The organism is Streptomyces enissocaesilis (assembly GCF_039533765.1).
GTDB classification, from domain to species: Bacteria; Actinomycetota; Actinomycetes; order Streptomycetales; family Streptomycetaceae; genus Streptomyces; species Streptomyces enissocaesilis.
This window is the reverse complement of sequence record NZ_BAAAUD010000020.1, coordinates 94135-108851: the sequence shown is the minus strand read 5'-3', so window position 1 is coordinate 108851 and position 14717 is coordinate 94135. Positions and strand designations below refer to the sequence as shown.

The 14717-nt window shown below is 70.8% G+C and carries 17 protein-coding genes; 10 read left to right on the top strand and 7 right to left on the bottom strand.

The features are described from left to right. Positions 1-153 precede the first annotated feature (153 nt). Complete coding sequence (locus ABD374_RS10135) at positions 154-1641, top strand: LVIVD repeat-containing protein (protein ID WP_344493661.1); 1488 nt, start codon at positions 154-156, stop codon at positions 1639-1641. Here ABD374_RS10135 and ABD374_RS10130 read toward each other — a convergent pair. From ABD374_RS10130 to ABD374_RS10110, 5 genes are all read right to left on the bottom strand, one after another. Further along, the gene (locus ABD374_RS10130) at positions 1629-2270 is read right to left on the bottom strand and encodes a TetR/AcrR family transcriptional regulator (protein ID WP_344493659.1); all 642 of its coding nucleotides are present in this window, start codon (positions 2268-2270) and stop codon (positions 1629-1631) included. The two genes, ABD374_RS10135 and ABD374_RS10130, sit on opposite strands and share 13 nt — an antisense overlap. 235 nt (positions 2271-2505) lie before the next feature. After that, positions 2506-3192 carry a phosphatase PAP2 family protein gene (locus ABD374_RS10125; protein ID WP_344493657.1) on the bottom strand — a complete coding sequence of 229 codons (687 nt, stop codon included), beginning with the start codon at positions 3190-3192 and terminating at the stop codon, positions 2506-2508. 93 nt (positions 3193-3285) lie between these two features. After that, positions 3286-4227 (bottom strand): M56 family metallopeptidase, encoded by a 942-nt coding sequence (locus ABD374_RS10120; RefSeq protein WP_344493655.1) that lies wholly within the window; start codon positions 4225-4227, stop codon positions 3286-3288. Positions 4228-4310: 83 nt separating this feature from the next. Then, the gene (locus ABD374_RS10115; RefSeq protein ID WP_344493653.1) at positions 4311-4946 is read right to left on the bottom strand and encodes a DUF5134 domain-containing protein; all 636 of its coding nucleotides are present in this window, start codon (positions 4944-4946) and stop codon (positions 4311-4313) included. A 94-nt stretch (positions 4947-5040) separates the two neighbouring features. Further along, on the bottom strand, positions 5041-5427 hold the full coding sequence (locus ABD374_RS10110; protein WP_344493651.1) for a VOC family protein: 387 nt from the start codon (positions 5425-5427) through the stop codon (positions 5041-5043). 69 nt (positions 5428-5496) lie between these two features. Here ABD374_RS10110 and ABD374_RS10105 point away from each other — a divergent pair, with 69 nt between their 5' ends. After that, positions 5497-6048 carry a GNAT family N-acetyltransferase gene (locus ABD374_RS10105; protein WP_344493649.1) on the top strand — a complete coding sequence of 184 codons (552 nt, stop codon included), beginning with the start codon at positions 5497-5499 and terminating at the stop codon, positions 6046-6048. A 64-nt stretch (positions 6049-6112) separates the two neighbouring features. Here ABD374_RS10105 and ABD374_RS10100 read toward each other — a convergent pair whose 3' ends face one another. After that, positions 6113-6796 (bottom strand): glycerophosphodiester phosphodiesterase, encoded by a 684-nt coding sequence (locus tag ABD374_RS10100; protein WP_344493647.1) that lies wholly within the window; start codon positions 6794-6796, stop codon positions 6113-6115. 351 nt (positions 6797-7147) lie between these two features. Between ABD374_RS10100 and ABD374_RS10095 the strand changes: the two genes are divergently transcribed. The 5 genes from ABD374_RS10095 (at position 7148) to ABD374_RS10075 (ending at position 11814) form a co-directional block, all read left to right on the top strand. Further along, a complete protein-coding gene (locus tag ABD374_RS10095) occupies positions 7148-8545 on the top strand; it encodes a DUF6421 family protein (protein WP_344493645.1) in 1398 nt (465 codons plus the stop codon). A 26-nt stretch (positions 8546-8571) separates the two neighbouring features. After that, positions 8572-9339 carry an SDR family NAD(P)-dependent oxidoreductase gene (locus ABD374_RS10090; RefSeq protein WP_344493643.1) on the top strand — a complete coding sequence of 256 codons (768 nt, stop codon included), beginning with the start codon at positions 8572-8574 and terminating at the stop codon, positions 9337-9339. After that, positions 9318-10421, top strand: coding sequence for a threonine aldolase family protein (locus ABD374_RS10085; protein WP_344493641.1), 1104 nt, complete (start codon positions 9318-9320; stop codon positions 10419-10421). The genes ABD374_RS10090 and ABD374_RS10085 overlap by 22 nt, the downstream gene beginning before the upstream one ends. A 79-nt stretch (positions 10422-10500) precedes the next feature. Continuing rightward, entirely contained in the window at positions 10501-11100 is a 600-nt protein-coding gene (locus tag ABD374_RS10080; RefSeq protein ID WP_344493639.1) for a transglutaminase domain-containing protein, read from the top strand. 21 nt (positions 11101-11121) lie between these two features. After that, a complete protein-coding gene (locus ABD374_RS10075; RefSeq protein ID WP_344493637.1) occupies positions 11122-11814 on the top strand; it encodes a B3/B4 domain-containing protein in 693 nt (230 codons plus the stop codon). Positions 11815-11830: 16 nt separating this feature from the next. Here ABD374_RS10075 and ABD374_RS10070 read toward each other — a convergent pair whose 3' ends face one another. After that, positions 11831-12553, bottom strand: a complete 723-nt coding sequence (locus ABD374_RS10070) for a lysophospholipid acyltransferase family protein (RefSeq protein WP_344493635.1) — start codon at positions 12551-12553, stop codon at positions 11831-11833. Positions 12554-12781: 228 nt separating this feature from the next. Between ABD374_RS10070 and ABD374_RS10065 the strand changes: the two genes are divergently transcribed. From ABD374_RS10065 to ABD374_RS10055, 3 genes are all read left to right on the top strand, one after another. Then, positions 12782-13108, top strand: coding sequence for a TlpA family protein disulfide reductase (locus tag ABD374_RS10065; RefSeq protein ID WP_344493633.1), 327 nt, complete (start codon positions 12782-12784; stop codon positions 13106-13108). 47 nt (positions 13109-13155) lie between these two features. Then, entirely contained in the window at positions 13156-13677 is a 522-nt protein-coding gene (locus ABD374_RS10060) for a flavin reductase family protein (RefSeq protein ID WP_344493631.1), read from the top strand. 202 nt (positions 13678-13879) lie between these two features. Continuing rightward, complete coding sequence (locus ABD374_RS10055; protein ID WP_344493629.1) at positions 13880-14674, top strand: electron transfer flavoprotein subunit beta/FixA family protein; 795 nt, start codon at positions 13880-13882, stop codon at positions 14672-14674. Positions 14675-14717 lie beyond the last annotated feature (43 nt).

Sequence of the window (14717 nt, the reverse complement as noted above, 5' to 3'; positions counted from 1 at the left end):
CGATTGATGTCTGTTTTTAGCACGCTTCCGCACACCGATGATCAAAAACTTTCATTACGTCTTCGTTGCCATCTGTTGAGATGTGCATGCAAACGACGATACTGCCGGGGTGTACCAACCGTTCAACTACGAACGGATACAAGGGAGGACGCAGTGACCTCGTTGCACATCACCCGCGTGCGGCGCAGAGGCCTGGGCGTGGCAGCAGCCGCGGCAGGGCTCTTCGCCACGCTGCTGACGGCCGGTCCCGCGGTCGCGACCCCCGACCCGGGGGACGCGCCCGCGAAGAAGAAGGGCCTGTCCACCTCACAGCAGGCCGAAGCCAGGGCCGCCATCGAGAACGGCGAGATACCCGGCGTGGACGAGATCGTCCACAGCAAGAACATCGAGCACCTGGTGAACATCCCCAAGGACGCGATCAAGGGCACCAACTCCGACCTGGCGTTCCAGGGCGAGTACGCCTTCGCCGGCAACTACGACGGCTTCCGGATCTTCGACATCAGCAACCCGAAGGCCCCGAAAACGGTCTCCCAGGTCCTGTGTCCCGGTTCGCAGAACGACATCTCCGTCTCCGGGAACCTGCTCTTCCTCTCCACGGACTCCTCGCGCAGCGACAACTCGTGCACGAGCACCTCGCAGCCCGCGACGGAGAAGTCCTCCTGGGAGGGCATGAAGATCTTCGACATCAGCGACAAGAGCAACCCGCGGTACGTCGCCGCCGTCGAGACCGCGTGCGGCTCGCACACGCACACCCTGGTGCCCGGGGGACGCAACGTCTACGTCTACGTCTCCTCGTACTCGCCGAGCGAGACGTTCCCGGACTGCAAGCCGCCGCACGACGGCATCTCCATCATCAAGGTGCCGCGCCGCGCCCCGGAGAAGTCCGCGGTCGTGGACTTCCCGGTGCTCTTCCCGGACGGCGGAAACCCGGGCGCGCCCACCAACCCGGGCGTCTCCAGGACCACCGGCTGCCACGACATCACCGTGCTGCCCTCGAAGGACCTGGCCGCCGGTGCCTGCATGGGTGACGGCATCATCTTCGACATCGAGGACCCGGAGAGGCCCAGGGTCATCGACCGCGTCCAGGACAACGTCAACTTCGCGTTCTGGCACTCGGCGACCTTCAACCAGAAGGCCGACAAGGTCGTCTTCACCGACGAGCTCGGCGGCGGCTCCGCCGCCACCTGCAACGCGGCCACGGGCCCCGAGCGCGGCGCCGACGGCATCTACGACATCACCGGCAAGGGCGACCAGCGCAAGCTGGTCTTCAGGAGCTACTTCAAGATCGACCGCCACCAGGCCGACACCGAGAACTGCGTCGCCCACAACGGCTCGCTGATCCCCGTCAAGGGCAAGGACATCATGGTCCAGGCCTGGTACCAGGGCGGCATCTCCGTCTGGGACTTCACCGACTCGGCCAAGCCCGAGGAGATCGCCTTCTTCGAGCGCGGTCCCCTCAGCACGACCACCATGTCCACCGCCGGATCCTGGTCGGCGTACTACTACAACGGTTACATCTACTCCAACGACATGGCCAAGGGCTTCGACGTCCTGAAGCTCAACGACAAGCGCACCGACGGCGCCCAGCGGGTGCGGCTGAACGAGCTCAACGTGCAGACGCAGCCCGACTACCGACGCTGATCCACCCCGTGCACGAGCGTGCCGCCGGGCGGTTCTCCGCCCGGCGGCACGCCGAGCTCCCAGTCCAGCCCGTACCGCTGGAACAACTCGGCCCGCAGGCGCGGCAGTGGCATCGGCGCCCCCGGCAGCAGCGCGGCGAACACCGCGCCCATCAGCAGCGCGCGCAGCAGCGGATAGTCGGCGTCCGCGTCCCGCGATCCGTGGCGCACGACGGCGCCCCGCAGCAGCTCCGCGAGCCGCTGCTGTTCGGGACACCGCACGAAACCCTCCGCCTGGAGGATGCCCGCCATGTGCGTACGCATGAGCACCGGGTGGTCGCACGTGAGGCCCAGTACGGCGTCGATCGCGCGGGCCAGCAGTTCACGGCCGTCCTCGGTGCGCGGTTCGCGCTCCAGGGCCGCTTCGAGCGTCCGGTGCATCAGCCGGTGCACGGCCGACTGCAGCAACTGCCGTTTCCCGGGAAAGTAATACGAGACCAGCCCGCGCGCGGATCCGGCCCGGTCCGCGATGGCGCCGAGCGTCGTCGCCTCGTATCCCCGCTCCCCGACGAGCTCCACCGTGGCCTGCAGCAACCGCTCACGGGAACGGCGGCGCAACTCCTCGTTGACCGATGCGCTGCGCGGGGACATCCTGAATAACTCCTGCGTTGACTGGCCCGTAGCCAATATACTCAGTGCTCCCACGACAGGCGCCCTGCCGGGCCTGCTCCGTGGGCTTGCCGTCCGTATCCGGCGGCGCGGGGGACCGCCGGATACGGACGCTTTTCCTGTCAGGCCACGAGTGAGGGCACCGGGCGCGGCCACCCGCCGGTGGGTCCGGGCCCGAGCAGCGTGCCGGAGAAGCCGAAGAGCGCGTTCCCGGCCGTCATGCGGACGTTCCTTCCCGGGAAGCGACCAGGCGGCCGTACGCCACCACCGAGAGCGCCACCACGGCTGCTCCCAGCAGCCAGCCGCCCAGCACGTCGGACATCCAGTGCACGCCCAGGTAGAACCGGGTGACGCCGACGCCGAGGCAGGACACCCCTCCGGCGACGAGCACGGCCGTGCGCACCCCGGTACTCGCGCCGCGCAGGACGAGCAGCCACAGCAGCAGCCCGCAGGTGACCACGGCTGTCATCGCGTGGCCGGACGGCCAGGCCGCGAAGTGCGCGGAGTCGACCGGGTCGGGCCACTGGGGGCGCTCACGGCCGACCGCCGCCTTGAGGCCCTGCTGCACGAGCGAACCGAGCACACTGGTCGCGGCGATCCACAGCGCCAGGAGCCGTTCCCCCTGCCACAGCAGCCACGCGAAGACCACGGCCACCAGCGCGCGCATCGTCCACGGGTCCCACACCCAGTCGGACAGGATCCGGCTGGTGTGCGTGATGCCGGGATGGCCGACCGCCGAGCGGTGCAGGGCGTCCCCGACCGAGCGGTCGAGCGACATCAACGGCCGCCACTCGAACGCGACGAGCAGCAGGAGGACGACCGAGAGGGCCGAGCAGACCAGGGCCGTGCGTACGGGCGCGGGAAGGGCGGGGCGGGAGGGCGGAGCCAGTTGGGGGGAGTGCATGAGGAGATCCTTGCCCAGAGGCGGCGCCACGGGCCACCCCGGGGCCGGGCGGAGGGGCTGCCGCGGCATGCCGGCCGCCCCCGCACACGCCGGCTACCCCAGTGCGCTGAGCCCCGGCACGAACGCGACCAGCAGCGGTACGGCCGGAACGAGCGAGGCCGCCGCCGTCAGCCGCAGCCGGCGGCCCGCGGTGAGGCGGGGGGCCGCTGTCAGCAGCCGGTCGACGCGCTGCGGCAGTCCGGCGTGCGAGGCGGCCGGACACGGCCCGAACACGCCGCGGTCCTCGTTGAGTTCCACCAGGGCGAGAGCGATCGTCAGCCGGCCGAAGCGCCGCGAGGCCACATCGTCGGCGGCCAGCTCCACCAGCCGGTGCATCTCGTCGCGGAACGCGGCGAACACCGGAACCTGCGGAAAGCCGGTCGCCAGAGCGGACGCGCAGTGCAGCAGCCAGTCGTGCCTGGCCCGCGCGTGCCCCTGCTCATGGGCGAGCACGGCGTCCAGCTGCCGTCCCTTCAGGCGCCGCAACGCCGCCGTCGTGACGACCAGGCGCGGAGCCGCGCCCCCCGGCAGCCACCACGCGTCCGGACGCTCCCCCTCCAGTACGACCAGCCGGTCGGCGCCGGGCTCCTCGCCGGGCAGCAGCGGGGAGCGTACGAGCAGGTCCGCGCGCCGCTGCCCACGCCCTGCGCGCGCCCTGCGGACCTCCCGGACCAGCATCGCCGCCGTCCAGGCTCCTCCGCACGCCAGCAGCACCGCGATGACGGCGGACCACGGCCCGTACGCGGCGAGGGCGTACGCCTCCACGACGCCGTGCGGGGCCGGGGCGAACACCCGGCCCCGCACGGCCTGCCAGGCGGCGGCCGCGCTGAACGTCATCGACAGACCGAAGCACAGCAGCACGGCGGCCACCACGCACTGCCACACCCACAGGGCCACCACGGGTTCGCGCTCCCGCCAGTCGGCGCGCGACAGGAGCCGCGGGGCCGCGACGGCGGCGACGACGCCGAGCAGCAGAAGTGCCAAGGAGAGCGTCATGGGGCCAGCCTATGAGTGCGGGCCTACTCGCGGGTATGGCCTTGCGCGCCAAGTGACGCAGGCCACGGTTTCGCGGCGGCGCCTCACAGGGTGACCAGCATCGCGATCATGCCGATCCCCATCGAAACCCGGCAGGCGAGGGCCAGTTCCGACCGCGCGCCCCAGGGGACCGCCTCCCTGCCACCGCCACTGCTGCCGCCCGCGCCGCCGTTCACCTCCACCTGCACCTCCGCTCCCGCGGCGGTGCTCCCCGCCGCCGCGGCCACCGGCATCAGTCTCACCCCCGAGCACAGCACGTACGCGGCGTAGTACAGCAGCAGTGCGCCGGTCAGCAGCGGAATCCCACCGGCGGCGGCGTAACCGGACGGGTGCCCCGCGTGCGCGGAACCGCCGCTTCCCGGTGCCATCGCCAGCGCCATGTAGACCATGGCCAGCGAACCCACCAGATGGTGGGCGTGGTGCGCGCTCCCGCGGGCCTGCCACAGCGCCCGCAGCGCCGCCCCGCCGAAGACCCCGGCGTACGGCATCCATCCCCACGCCGGCGGGGCGAGCACCGCGGCGGGCACCGCCATAGCCGCCATCCCGAACCCCATCAGGGCGTCACCGCCCGCCTCTTCACGGTGTTCCCCGCCGCCGCTGCGCAGGCGCAGCAGACAGTACGCGCCGGTCGCCGCGCACAGTGCCACGAGCAGCCAGCCGGACATCGCCTGTCCGTGCACGGTGTACCTCCCCGTCGACGGTGTCGTCCCGTCGATGCCCGCCGCCTCCGCGCGGTATGCGAGCGCACGGGGGTGCACGGGGAGCGCGCCGGGGTCAGGGGCGGTAGCGCAGCGGATGGTCCGCGGGCACCTCGACGACGGCGATGCGCACACCGTCGGGGTCGGCGAGCCACATCTCGATCAGGCCCCACGGCTCCTTGACCGGCGGCCGCAGCACCTCGACGCCGCGCGCCGACAGTTCCTCGTACGCCGCGACGGCGTCCTCGACCTGGAGCCACAGCCGGAGGCCGGGGGAGGGAGGGGTGTCGGAGCGCCCGGAGACCTCCAGGAAGCCGCCGCCCAGGAAGTACACCGTCCCGCGCTCGGGCCCCGTGCCGAACTCGCGGTAGACGGCGAGCCCCAGCGCCTCGCCGTAGAACGCGCGGGAACGCTCCGGATCCGTGGGACGCAGAAGAGTCCTGCTGCTCAGTACCTGCACCATGCACCGGGACCTTAGCGCGCGTTACGCTCGGGGCGCCCGACCGCCGCACAGATCCGGAGACCACCCCCCATGGAGACCACCCCTCGTCCGGCCGCCACCGGACTGACCTTCCGCGACGCGACGGAAACCGACGTGGACGCGCTCGTCGCGCTCATAGAGTCGGCGTACCGGGGGGACGCCAGCCGTGCGGGCTGGACCACCGAGGCGGACATCCTCCAGGGACAGCGGACCGACCCCGAGGGCGTCCTCGACGTGGTCAAGTCACCGGACAGCCGGCTGCTCACGGTCGAGCGGGACGGTGTGCTGGTCGCCTGCTGCCAGCTCGAACACCGGGGCGAGGCCGCCTACTTCGGGATGTTCGCGGTCCGTCCGCAGATGCAGGGCGCCGGTCTCGGCAAGGTCGTCATCGCCGAGGCGGAGCGGACGGTGCGCGAGATGTGGGGCGCGCGTGAGATGCACATGACGGTGATCTCCGTACGGGAGGACCTCATAGCCTGGTACGAGCGCCGCGGCTACCGCCGTACCGGGAGGACGACCCCTTTCCCGTACGGCGACGAGCGCTTCGGCGTTCCGCAGCGCGACGACCTGGAGTTCGAGCTGCTGGTGAAGAGGCTGGGCTGAAGCGGCCGGGCCGGGCAGGGGCGGCGACGCCCGGGGCGGACGGGGAACGGCGCCGCCGACCCGCTCACGCGGTGAAGCGGCCCGTGCGGCGGATCTCCGGATAGTCGGTCGTCGCGCCGTCCAGCTCCAGCGCCCGCACCAGCCGCAGCTGCTCCTGCGTGTTCACCACCCAGCCGACGACCCGCAGCCCCTCGGCGTGCGCGCGCTCCACGGTCTCCAGGGTCAGCCTGCGGATGTTGAGCGCCAGCGTCGCCGCGCCCACTGCCCTGGCGCGGTCCACCACGTCGCTGCCGTAACGGCTGGCGATCAGCGCGGTCCGTACACCGGGGACGAGCGAGGCGATCTCGGCCACCGCCTCGTCGTGGAACGACGACACCTCCACGCGGCCCGCCAGATCGCGCCGGAGCATCACCGCGGCGAGCGCCCGCGCCGCCGCGGTGTCCTTGATCTCGGCCTGGAGCGGTGACCCCACCGCGTCCAGGACCTCCCCGAAGAGGGGGACGCGTTCGCCCTGCCCGGCGTCGAGTGCCCGCAGCTCCGCGAGGGTCAGGTCGGCGATCGCGCCCCTGCCGTCGGTCGTACGGTCCACCTCGGCGTCGTGCATGACCACGAGCGCGCCGTCCTTGCTCAGGTGCAGGTCGAGTTCGATGGCGTCCATGCCGGCCTGTTCGGCGCGGACGAAGGAACGGAGGGTGTTCTCCGGCTCGACGCCCATGACCCCGCGATGACCAATGGTGAGGAAACTCAAGACAGTCTCGCTTCCGTCGACAGCTCCTCCGGGCAGCCTAACGGCCCGCCTCCCCGGAGGAGGCCGTCTCGCGCGGAGAAACGGAGCGCTCGGCCCGGACCCCGGCGATCCCCCGGACCGGGCCGGTGAACGGGAGGTGACAAGGGCTGGAACGGGTACGCGCGCTGTACGGCCCCCGGAGAGCTGAGAGGGGTGGAGAGGGCAGAAGCGTGCGCTGCTGCGGGACTGGGCAGGAAGAACAGCGGCGATCAGGGGGGCTCGGCAGGATAATTTGCTGGACCCGCTCTTGAATGGAAGAGTCGAAGACCTATACGGTGCCTTGACGCGAGGTTCTCCCGTGAAGGAAGTGACATGACGGAAATTCTTGTGCAGGACGCAGTCGCCGACGGCATATCCGGTGCCCGGCGCGTGGTCGAGCACCCGGCCTGGCTCGAGCTCAAGAATGCCGTGGAGGCGATCCGGCCCTGGCAGTCGGCGGACGGGTCCATAGATTTCGGCGCCGAGGGCGCACCGACGCCCGCCGAAGCGGAAGCCGCCGTCGGCCGTGTGACCGGCGCGGTCGAGGAGCTCTCCCCCCTGGTGGAGCACGACGCCGCGTACCACCGGGCCCTCGTGGCCGATCTCCGCAAGTGGGTCGCCGGTGGGTTCACGGTGCCCGACTTCCTGGACTCGCTGCTCGCCTTCCAGCCCGCCCGGCGGCGCGCCGACGGCCGCCAGCACCTGGCCGTCTTCCCCATGTACACGCAGAACGGCAACCCCGACCGCAATTTCGAGGCGGTCGTCCTGCGCATGGTGTGGCCCGAGTGGCTCGCGGAGCTGGAGCGCACCCGCTACGACAACCCGCTGTTCCTCGGCATCACCTTCGAGGACTTCACCGCCGGGTACGACACGCACTCCGCCGTCCTCTTCCCCGAGACGATCGCCGTCCGCGAAGCCCCCGAGCGCTTCTCCTGGGGCGGCATCTTCTGCGACCGCGAGGCGGCCCGCTTCCGCCGGGTCACCGAGGCCGCGGTGGACATCCTCGGCCTCGAACTGCCGGAGGACATCCGCGCGATGGTCTCCGACCAGGACCGCTGCGAGCAGGCGTTCGTCCTGTGGGACATGGTCCACGACCGTACCCACAGCCACGGCGACCTGCCGTTCGACCCCTTCATGATCAAGCAGCGCCAGCCGTTCTGGATGTACGGCCTGGAGGAGCTGCGCTGCGACCTCACCGCCTTCAAGGAGGCCGTGAAGCTGGAGGCCGAGGGCAACGCGCACGGCCGTGACGTCCAGTACGCCGTGCTGTTCGACCGGATGTTCCGCTTCCCGGTCAGCGGCGACCGCGTCCGCAACTACGACGGTCTCGGCGGCCAGTTGCTCTTCGCGTACCTGCACAAGCACGACGTGGTGCGCTGGACCGACAACACGCTGAAGATCGACTGGGAGCGGGCCCCGCAGGTCACCAACCAGCTCTGCGCCGAGATCGAGGACCTCTACCGGGCCGGCATCGACCGTCCCAAGCTGGTCCACTGGTTCGCGGCGTACGACCTGGTCTCGACGTACCTCGCGCCGCACCCCGGATCGCGCTGGGCCAAGGGGCCCGACGCCCTGGACCTGTCGCTGCCGCCGCGCAAACTCGTGGACGACGTGCTTCCGGACGAGTTTCCGCTCAGCATGTTCTATGAGGCGCTTTCCAAGAAGTTGAAGAACGTGATCGCCTCCACCCGGGGGATCACCGCGGCGAGTGCCGAGCGGGTGGCCGCGTGAGCCCTCGCGCCCAGGAGGCGACGACCATGACCAACGGCAGCAGCAACGGCAACGGCGGAGCGCTGGAGGGCGCCGTGGTCGCGGTGGCCGGAGCGGCGGGACCCGCGGGCCGTGCCGCCCTGCTCAGGCTGGCCGAGGCGGGCGCGACCGTGGTCGGCGCGGACGCGAACGCCGCGGGCCTCGCCGAGGCCGTCGACGCCGCGAGGTACGCCCACGGCGGCGCCACCGTCACCGGCGAGACCGTCGACCTCCTCGACCTCGAAGCCACCCGCGACTGGGCGGACAAGACCGAGAAGGAGTTCGGCCGGATCGACGGGATGGTCCACCTCGTCGGCGGCTGGCGCGGCAGCGCGACCTTCGCCGAGACCAGCCTCGCCGACTGGGACCTGCTGGAGAAATTGCTGGTCCGCACCGTCCAGCACACCTCCCTCGCCTTCCAGGCCCCGCTCCGGCGCAGCGACCGCGGACGCTATCTGCTGATCAGCGCTGCGGGCGCGTCCAAGCCCACCGCCGGCAACGCCGCGTACGCCGCCTCCAAGGCCGCGGCCGAGGCATGGACCCTGGCGCTCGCCGACGAGTTCCGCAAGACGGGGGGCGAGGAAGGGCCGCGCTGCGCGGCTGCGATCCTGGTCGTCAAGGCACTGGTGCACGACGCGATGCGCGCCGAGCGCCCGAACGCGAAGTTCGCGGGCTTCACGGACGTCAAGGAACTGGCCGATGCCATCGCCGGAGTCTGGGACCGGCCCGCCAGGGAAGTGAATGGACAGCGCCTGTGGCTGACCCCCAAGCCGTGAACCCGGATCCGACGAACGCGGCGAAGACCGACGCGCGCCGGCACCACGACCCGCGGGTGCGCGGTTTCGCGAGCGACAACTACGCGGGCGCCCACCCCGAGGTGCTCGCCGCGCTCGCCCTCGCCAACGGCGGCCACCAGGTCGCCTACGGTGAGGACGACTACACGGAGAACCTCCAGCGGATCGTCCGCAGCCACTTCGGCGGGCGGGCCGAGGCCTTCCCGGTCTTCAACGGGACCGGCGCCAACGTGGTCGCCCTCCAGGCGGTCACCGACCGGTGGGGCGCGGTCATCGCCGCCGAGACCGCGCACATCAACGTGGACGAGGGCGGCGCCCCGGAGCGGATGGGCGGCCTGAAGCTGCTGACCGTACCGACGCCGGACGGCAAGCTCACCCCCGAGCTCATCGACCGGCAGGCGTACGGCTGGGAGGACGAGCACCGCGCGATGCCGCAGGTGGTGTCGATCACCCAGAACACCGAACTGGGCACGGTCTACACACCGGACGAGATCCGGGCGATCTGCGAGCACGCGCACGAGCGCGGGATGAAGGTGCACCTCGACGGGGCCCGGGTGTCCAACGCCGCGGCCTCGCTCGACGTACCGATGCGGACCTTCACCCACACCGTGGGCGTGGACATCATGTCCTTCGGCGGGACGAAGAACGGCATGCTGTTCGGCGAGGCGGTCGTCGTCCTGAATCCGGACGCGGTGCGCGCCATGAAGCACCTGCGCAAGCTGTCGATGCAGCTCGCCTCCAAGATGCGCTTCGTCTCCGTGCAACTGGAGGCGATGCTCGCGCGCGACCTGTGGCTGCGCAACGCGCGCCACGCCAACGCCATGGCCCAGCGGCTCGCCGACGGCGTCCGCCAGGTGGACGGCGTCGAGATCCTCTACCCGGTGCAGGCCAACGCGGTGTTCGCGCGGCTGCCGCACGAGGTCAGCGAGCGTCTCCAGAAGCACTACCGCTTCTACTTCTGGGACGAGGCGGCCGGCGACGTCCGCTGGATGTGCTCCTTCGACACCACCGAGGACGACGTGGACGGCTTCGTGCAGGCGCTCAAGGAAGAGATGGCCAGGTAACCCACTCGCGACGCATAAATATGCGGCCAAGCGGAAAGTGATTGACTTCCGTCCGGCCGCGTATTTACGCTCGACCGCCATGGAGCTGATCCAGGAAAAGCCCGACCTGGCCGCCTACTTGGCCGCCGACGACGTCGTCGACCATGAACACCCGCTGGTGCGCGAAACCGCGGCCCGGCTGCGCGCCCCAGCACCCGATGCATACGCATACGCCAAAGCGGCCTATGAATTCGTACGCGATGCCATCCCCCACTCCCACGACGCGGGCGACATGCGTGTCACCTGGCGCGCCTCGGACGTGATCGCGCGACGCACCGGTATCTGCCACGCCAAGGCCCACGCCCTCGCGGCGCTGCTGCGTGCCGAAGGCGTCCCCACCGCCCTGTGCTACCAGCGGCTCGCGGACGACGACGGTTCGAACGCCGTGATCCACGGACTCGTCGCGGTCAGGCTTCCGGGGCGTGGGGGCTGGGCGCGGCAGGATCCGCGCGGCAACAGGCCCGGTGTGGACGCGCAGTTCTCCCCGGACGGCGAACGGCTGGCCTTCGCCGTACGTCCGGAGTTCAGTGAAGTGGACTATCCGGTGCTGTACGCTGCACCACATCCGGTCGTCCTGCGCGCTCTGCGAGCCGCCCCGGACCGGCCCTACCTCTGGCGGACCCTCCCCGGCGCCCTCTGAAAGCCCCGAGACAAGGCAGACATGACACTCACACTTTCCGTGTCGGACGAGGTGCGCGCCCTCGCTCCCGGCTTCACCCACCTCGCCGTCGAGGCTCACGGCCTGGTCAACGGCCCCAGCGACGCGGGCAGCTCCGCCCTGCTCGACGACGCGACGCGCCGCCTCGCCGAGCGGCTCGGCGGCCGGGCCCCGCACGAGGACCCGCACATGGCGGCCTGGCGCGCGGCGTACACGGCCTTCGGCACCAAGCCGTCCCGCAACCGCAACTCCGCCGAAGCGCTCGCCAGGCGCGCCCTGTCGGACGCCGGACTGCCGCGGATCAATCTGCTCGTCGACCTCTACAACGCCATCAGCGTCGCGCACCTCGTCCCCGTCGGGGGAGAGGACCTGGACCACGTCAAGGGCGCCATGCGGCTCGTGCGCTCCACCGGCGAGGAGCCGTTCCTCACGGTCGCGGGCGGCGAGGACGTCGTCGAGCACCCGGACGCGGGGGAGGTCGTCTGGCGCGACGACGAAGGTGTCACGTGCCGGCGCTGGAACTGGCGTCAGGGTGTCCGTACACGCCTGACCGAGGAGTCCGTCAACGCCGTCTTCCTGCTGGAGGGCATGGCCCCCATGACGCTCGGAGAGCTCCGGGCCGCGGGGGCCGAACTCGCCGAGTCGCTGGAGAAGGTGAGCCCCGGGGCGCGGATCACGGTCCGGTCCCCGGAGTGAGAACCGCGGGACGCGGTCAGCCGGCCTCGCGCACCTGCGCCGCGGTCGGCGCCGTACCCCCCAGGTGCGCCGGGATCCACCAGGTGTCCTCGGCGCTCTTCGGGTGTACGGGGTACGCGCGCTGGGCGGCTTCGAGCAGCTCCTGCACCCGGCCGCGCAGCCGGCGCGTGATGGCGCCCGCGAACTCGTCCACGGGTGCGTCCATCGGCTCGCCGACCCGGATCGTCACGGGGATGTGGTTGCGGCCGAAATTGCGCGGCCTGCCCTTGGTCCAGATCCGCTGGGTGCCCCACAGGGCCATGGGGATCAGCGGAACACCGGCCTCCTGGGCCATGCGGGCAGCGCCCGACTTGAAGCTCTTGAGCGTGAACGACTCGGAGATCGTCGCCTCGGGGAAGACCCCGATGATCTCGCCCGAGCGCAGCGAGTCGAGGGCGTGCGCGTACGCGGCCTCACCACGCTTGCGGTCCACGGGGATGTGCTTCATGCCGCGCATCAGCGGTCCGGAGATCTTGTGGCGGAAGACCGAGTCCTTCGCCATGAAGCGCACCAGGCGCTTCTGCGGCAGCGCGCCGAGTCCCGAGAAGATGAAGTCCAGGTAGCTGATGTGATTGCTCACCAGCACGGCGCCCCCGGTGCGGGGGATGTTCTCAGAACCCTGCGCGTCGATCTTCAGGTCCAGCGCCTTGAACAAGGTACGTGCGGCACCGATGACCGGTCGATAGACGAGTTCTGCCATGTCTGGGGGGACCCTTCTGTGCCCGGGGAGGCTTTCCCGGCGGAAGCTACGCAGCCGTAGGTTTAGCGGCGTTGGGCAGATCGTGCCCCATGAACGGCCGAGTAGCCAGTCCTGGTGTCCTTCATGCGCGAGATTCTCGTCACGTACGGAAACACGGGGAATGGTCTTCCCGTGGTGAACGCTGGAAACACAGACGCGGGGAAGAGACCGAGATCAGCGGAGGCGAAGGTGCCGGGGCACGACGGCGGTACACGACTGGGCGCGGCCGAACTGGGTGCGGAGCCGGGGGAGCGCGCGACGCTCGTCCAGTTCTCCAGCGCCTTCTGCCAGCCCTGCCGCGCGACGCGCGGAACGCTCGCCGAAGTGGCGGGCATGGTCGAGGGCGTCGCCCATGTGGAGATCGACGCGGAGGCGCGTCTCGACCTCGTACGCGCACTCGGCATCCGCTCCACGCCCACCGTGCTCGTCCTCGACCGGGACGGGCGGATCGTGCGCAGGGCCTCGGGACAGCCGCGCCGGGCCGATGTCATCGCCGCACTCGGCCGCGCCGTATGACCCCCGCCCGCCCGTATCCACCGCAGAAGGACACCAAGGACAGTTCCATGACGGCTTCACCCGGACTCGGCGTTCCGCTCCCGACGCAGGCCCCCGCGGCCTCCTCCGACCTGCTCCGCTCGGTCTTCCGGCGCCACGCCGCCGGCGTCGCGGTGATCACCGCACAGGGCTCCCGTCCCGTCGGATTCACCGCCACCTCCCTCAACTCGGTGGCCGCCGAACCGCCCCTGATCTCCTTCGGCGTGGGCACCGGCTCGTCCAGCTGGCCGGTGCTGGCCGAGGCCGAGCACGTCGGCGTCCACATACTCGCCGAGGACCAGCGGGATCTGGCGGCCACGTTCGCCCGCAGCGGCGCCGACCGTTTCGCGCCGCCCACCCGGTGGCGTACGGGGCCCGAGGGGGTGCCCGTGCTCGACGGCGTACTGGCGTGGCTGGTGTGCCGGGTGGTGGCCCGCGTACCGGCGGGGGACCATCGTGTCGTGCTCGGACAGGTCGTCGCCGGGGACCCCTCGGGCAGCGGCCGGCCGCTGCTCTACCACCAGGGGCGCTTCAACGCCCTGAGGGACTGAGGGTTCCCGGCACCCGCCGATTACGCAGCGTTGGCAAGGTCACAGTTCAAAGCGCTTGCTCAGTGGGCAGGTACTGGATGTACTGACGAGTAATATTCCAGTCGGAGCGGGGGTCCACCCCGACCGGAATCCGCCCCTTCAGGCGCCTATGCTGCCTGCAACGAGGCAGTCAAGAAATAGACGATGCAGTAGGAGAGCCGGCGTGAGCTTGAGGATCGTTGTCTGTGTGAAGTACGTGCCCGACGCCACCGGCGACCGGCACTTCGCCGATGACCTGACCGTCGACCGCGACGACGTCGACGGCCTGCTGTCGGAGCTCGACGAGTACGCCGTCGAGCAGGCGCTGCAGATCGCCGACGAGGCGGACGACGCGGAGATCACCGTGCTGACGGTCGGTCCCGAGGACGCCAAGGACGCCCTGCGCAAGGCGCTGTCCATGGGCGCCGACAAGGCCGTCCACGTCGAGGACGACGACCTGCACGGCACCGACGTCATGGGTACCTCGCTCGTGCTCGCCAAGGCCATCGAGCAGACCGGTTACGACCTGGTCATCACCGGTATGGCCTCGACCGACGGCACCATGGGGATCCTTCCGGCGATGCTGGCCGAGCGCCTGGGCGTCCCGCAGGTCACGCTGCTCTCCGAGGTCTCGGTCGAGGGCGGTGCCGACGGAACGGTCAAGGGCCGCCGTGACGGCGACAGCGCGAGCGAGCAGCTGGAGGCGTCCCTGCCGGCCGTCGTGTCCGTGACGGACCAGTCGGGCGAGGCCCGCTACCCGTCCTTCAAGGGCATCATGGCCGCCAAGAAGAAGCCGGTTCAGTCCCTGGACCTGGACGACCTCGGCATCGACGGCGACGAGGTCGGCCTGGAGGGCGCCTGGACCCGCGTCGACTCCGCCACCGAGCGCCCGGCGCGCACCGCGGGCACGATCGTCAAGGACGAGGGCGAGGGCGGCAAGCAGCTGGCCGAGTTCCTCGCGGGCCAGAAGTTCATCTAAGGCCTGCGCGCCACCTCGACGCCCCCAGATTCTTCGCACTCGT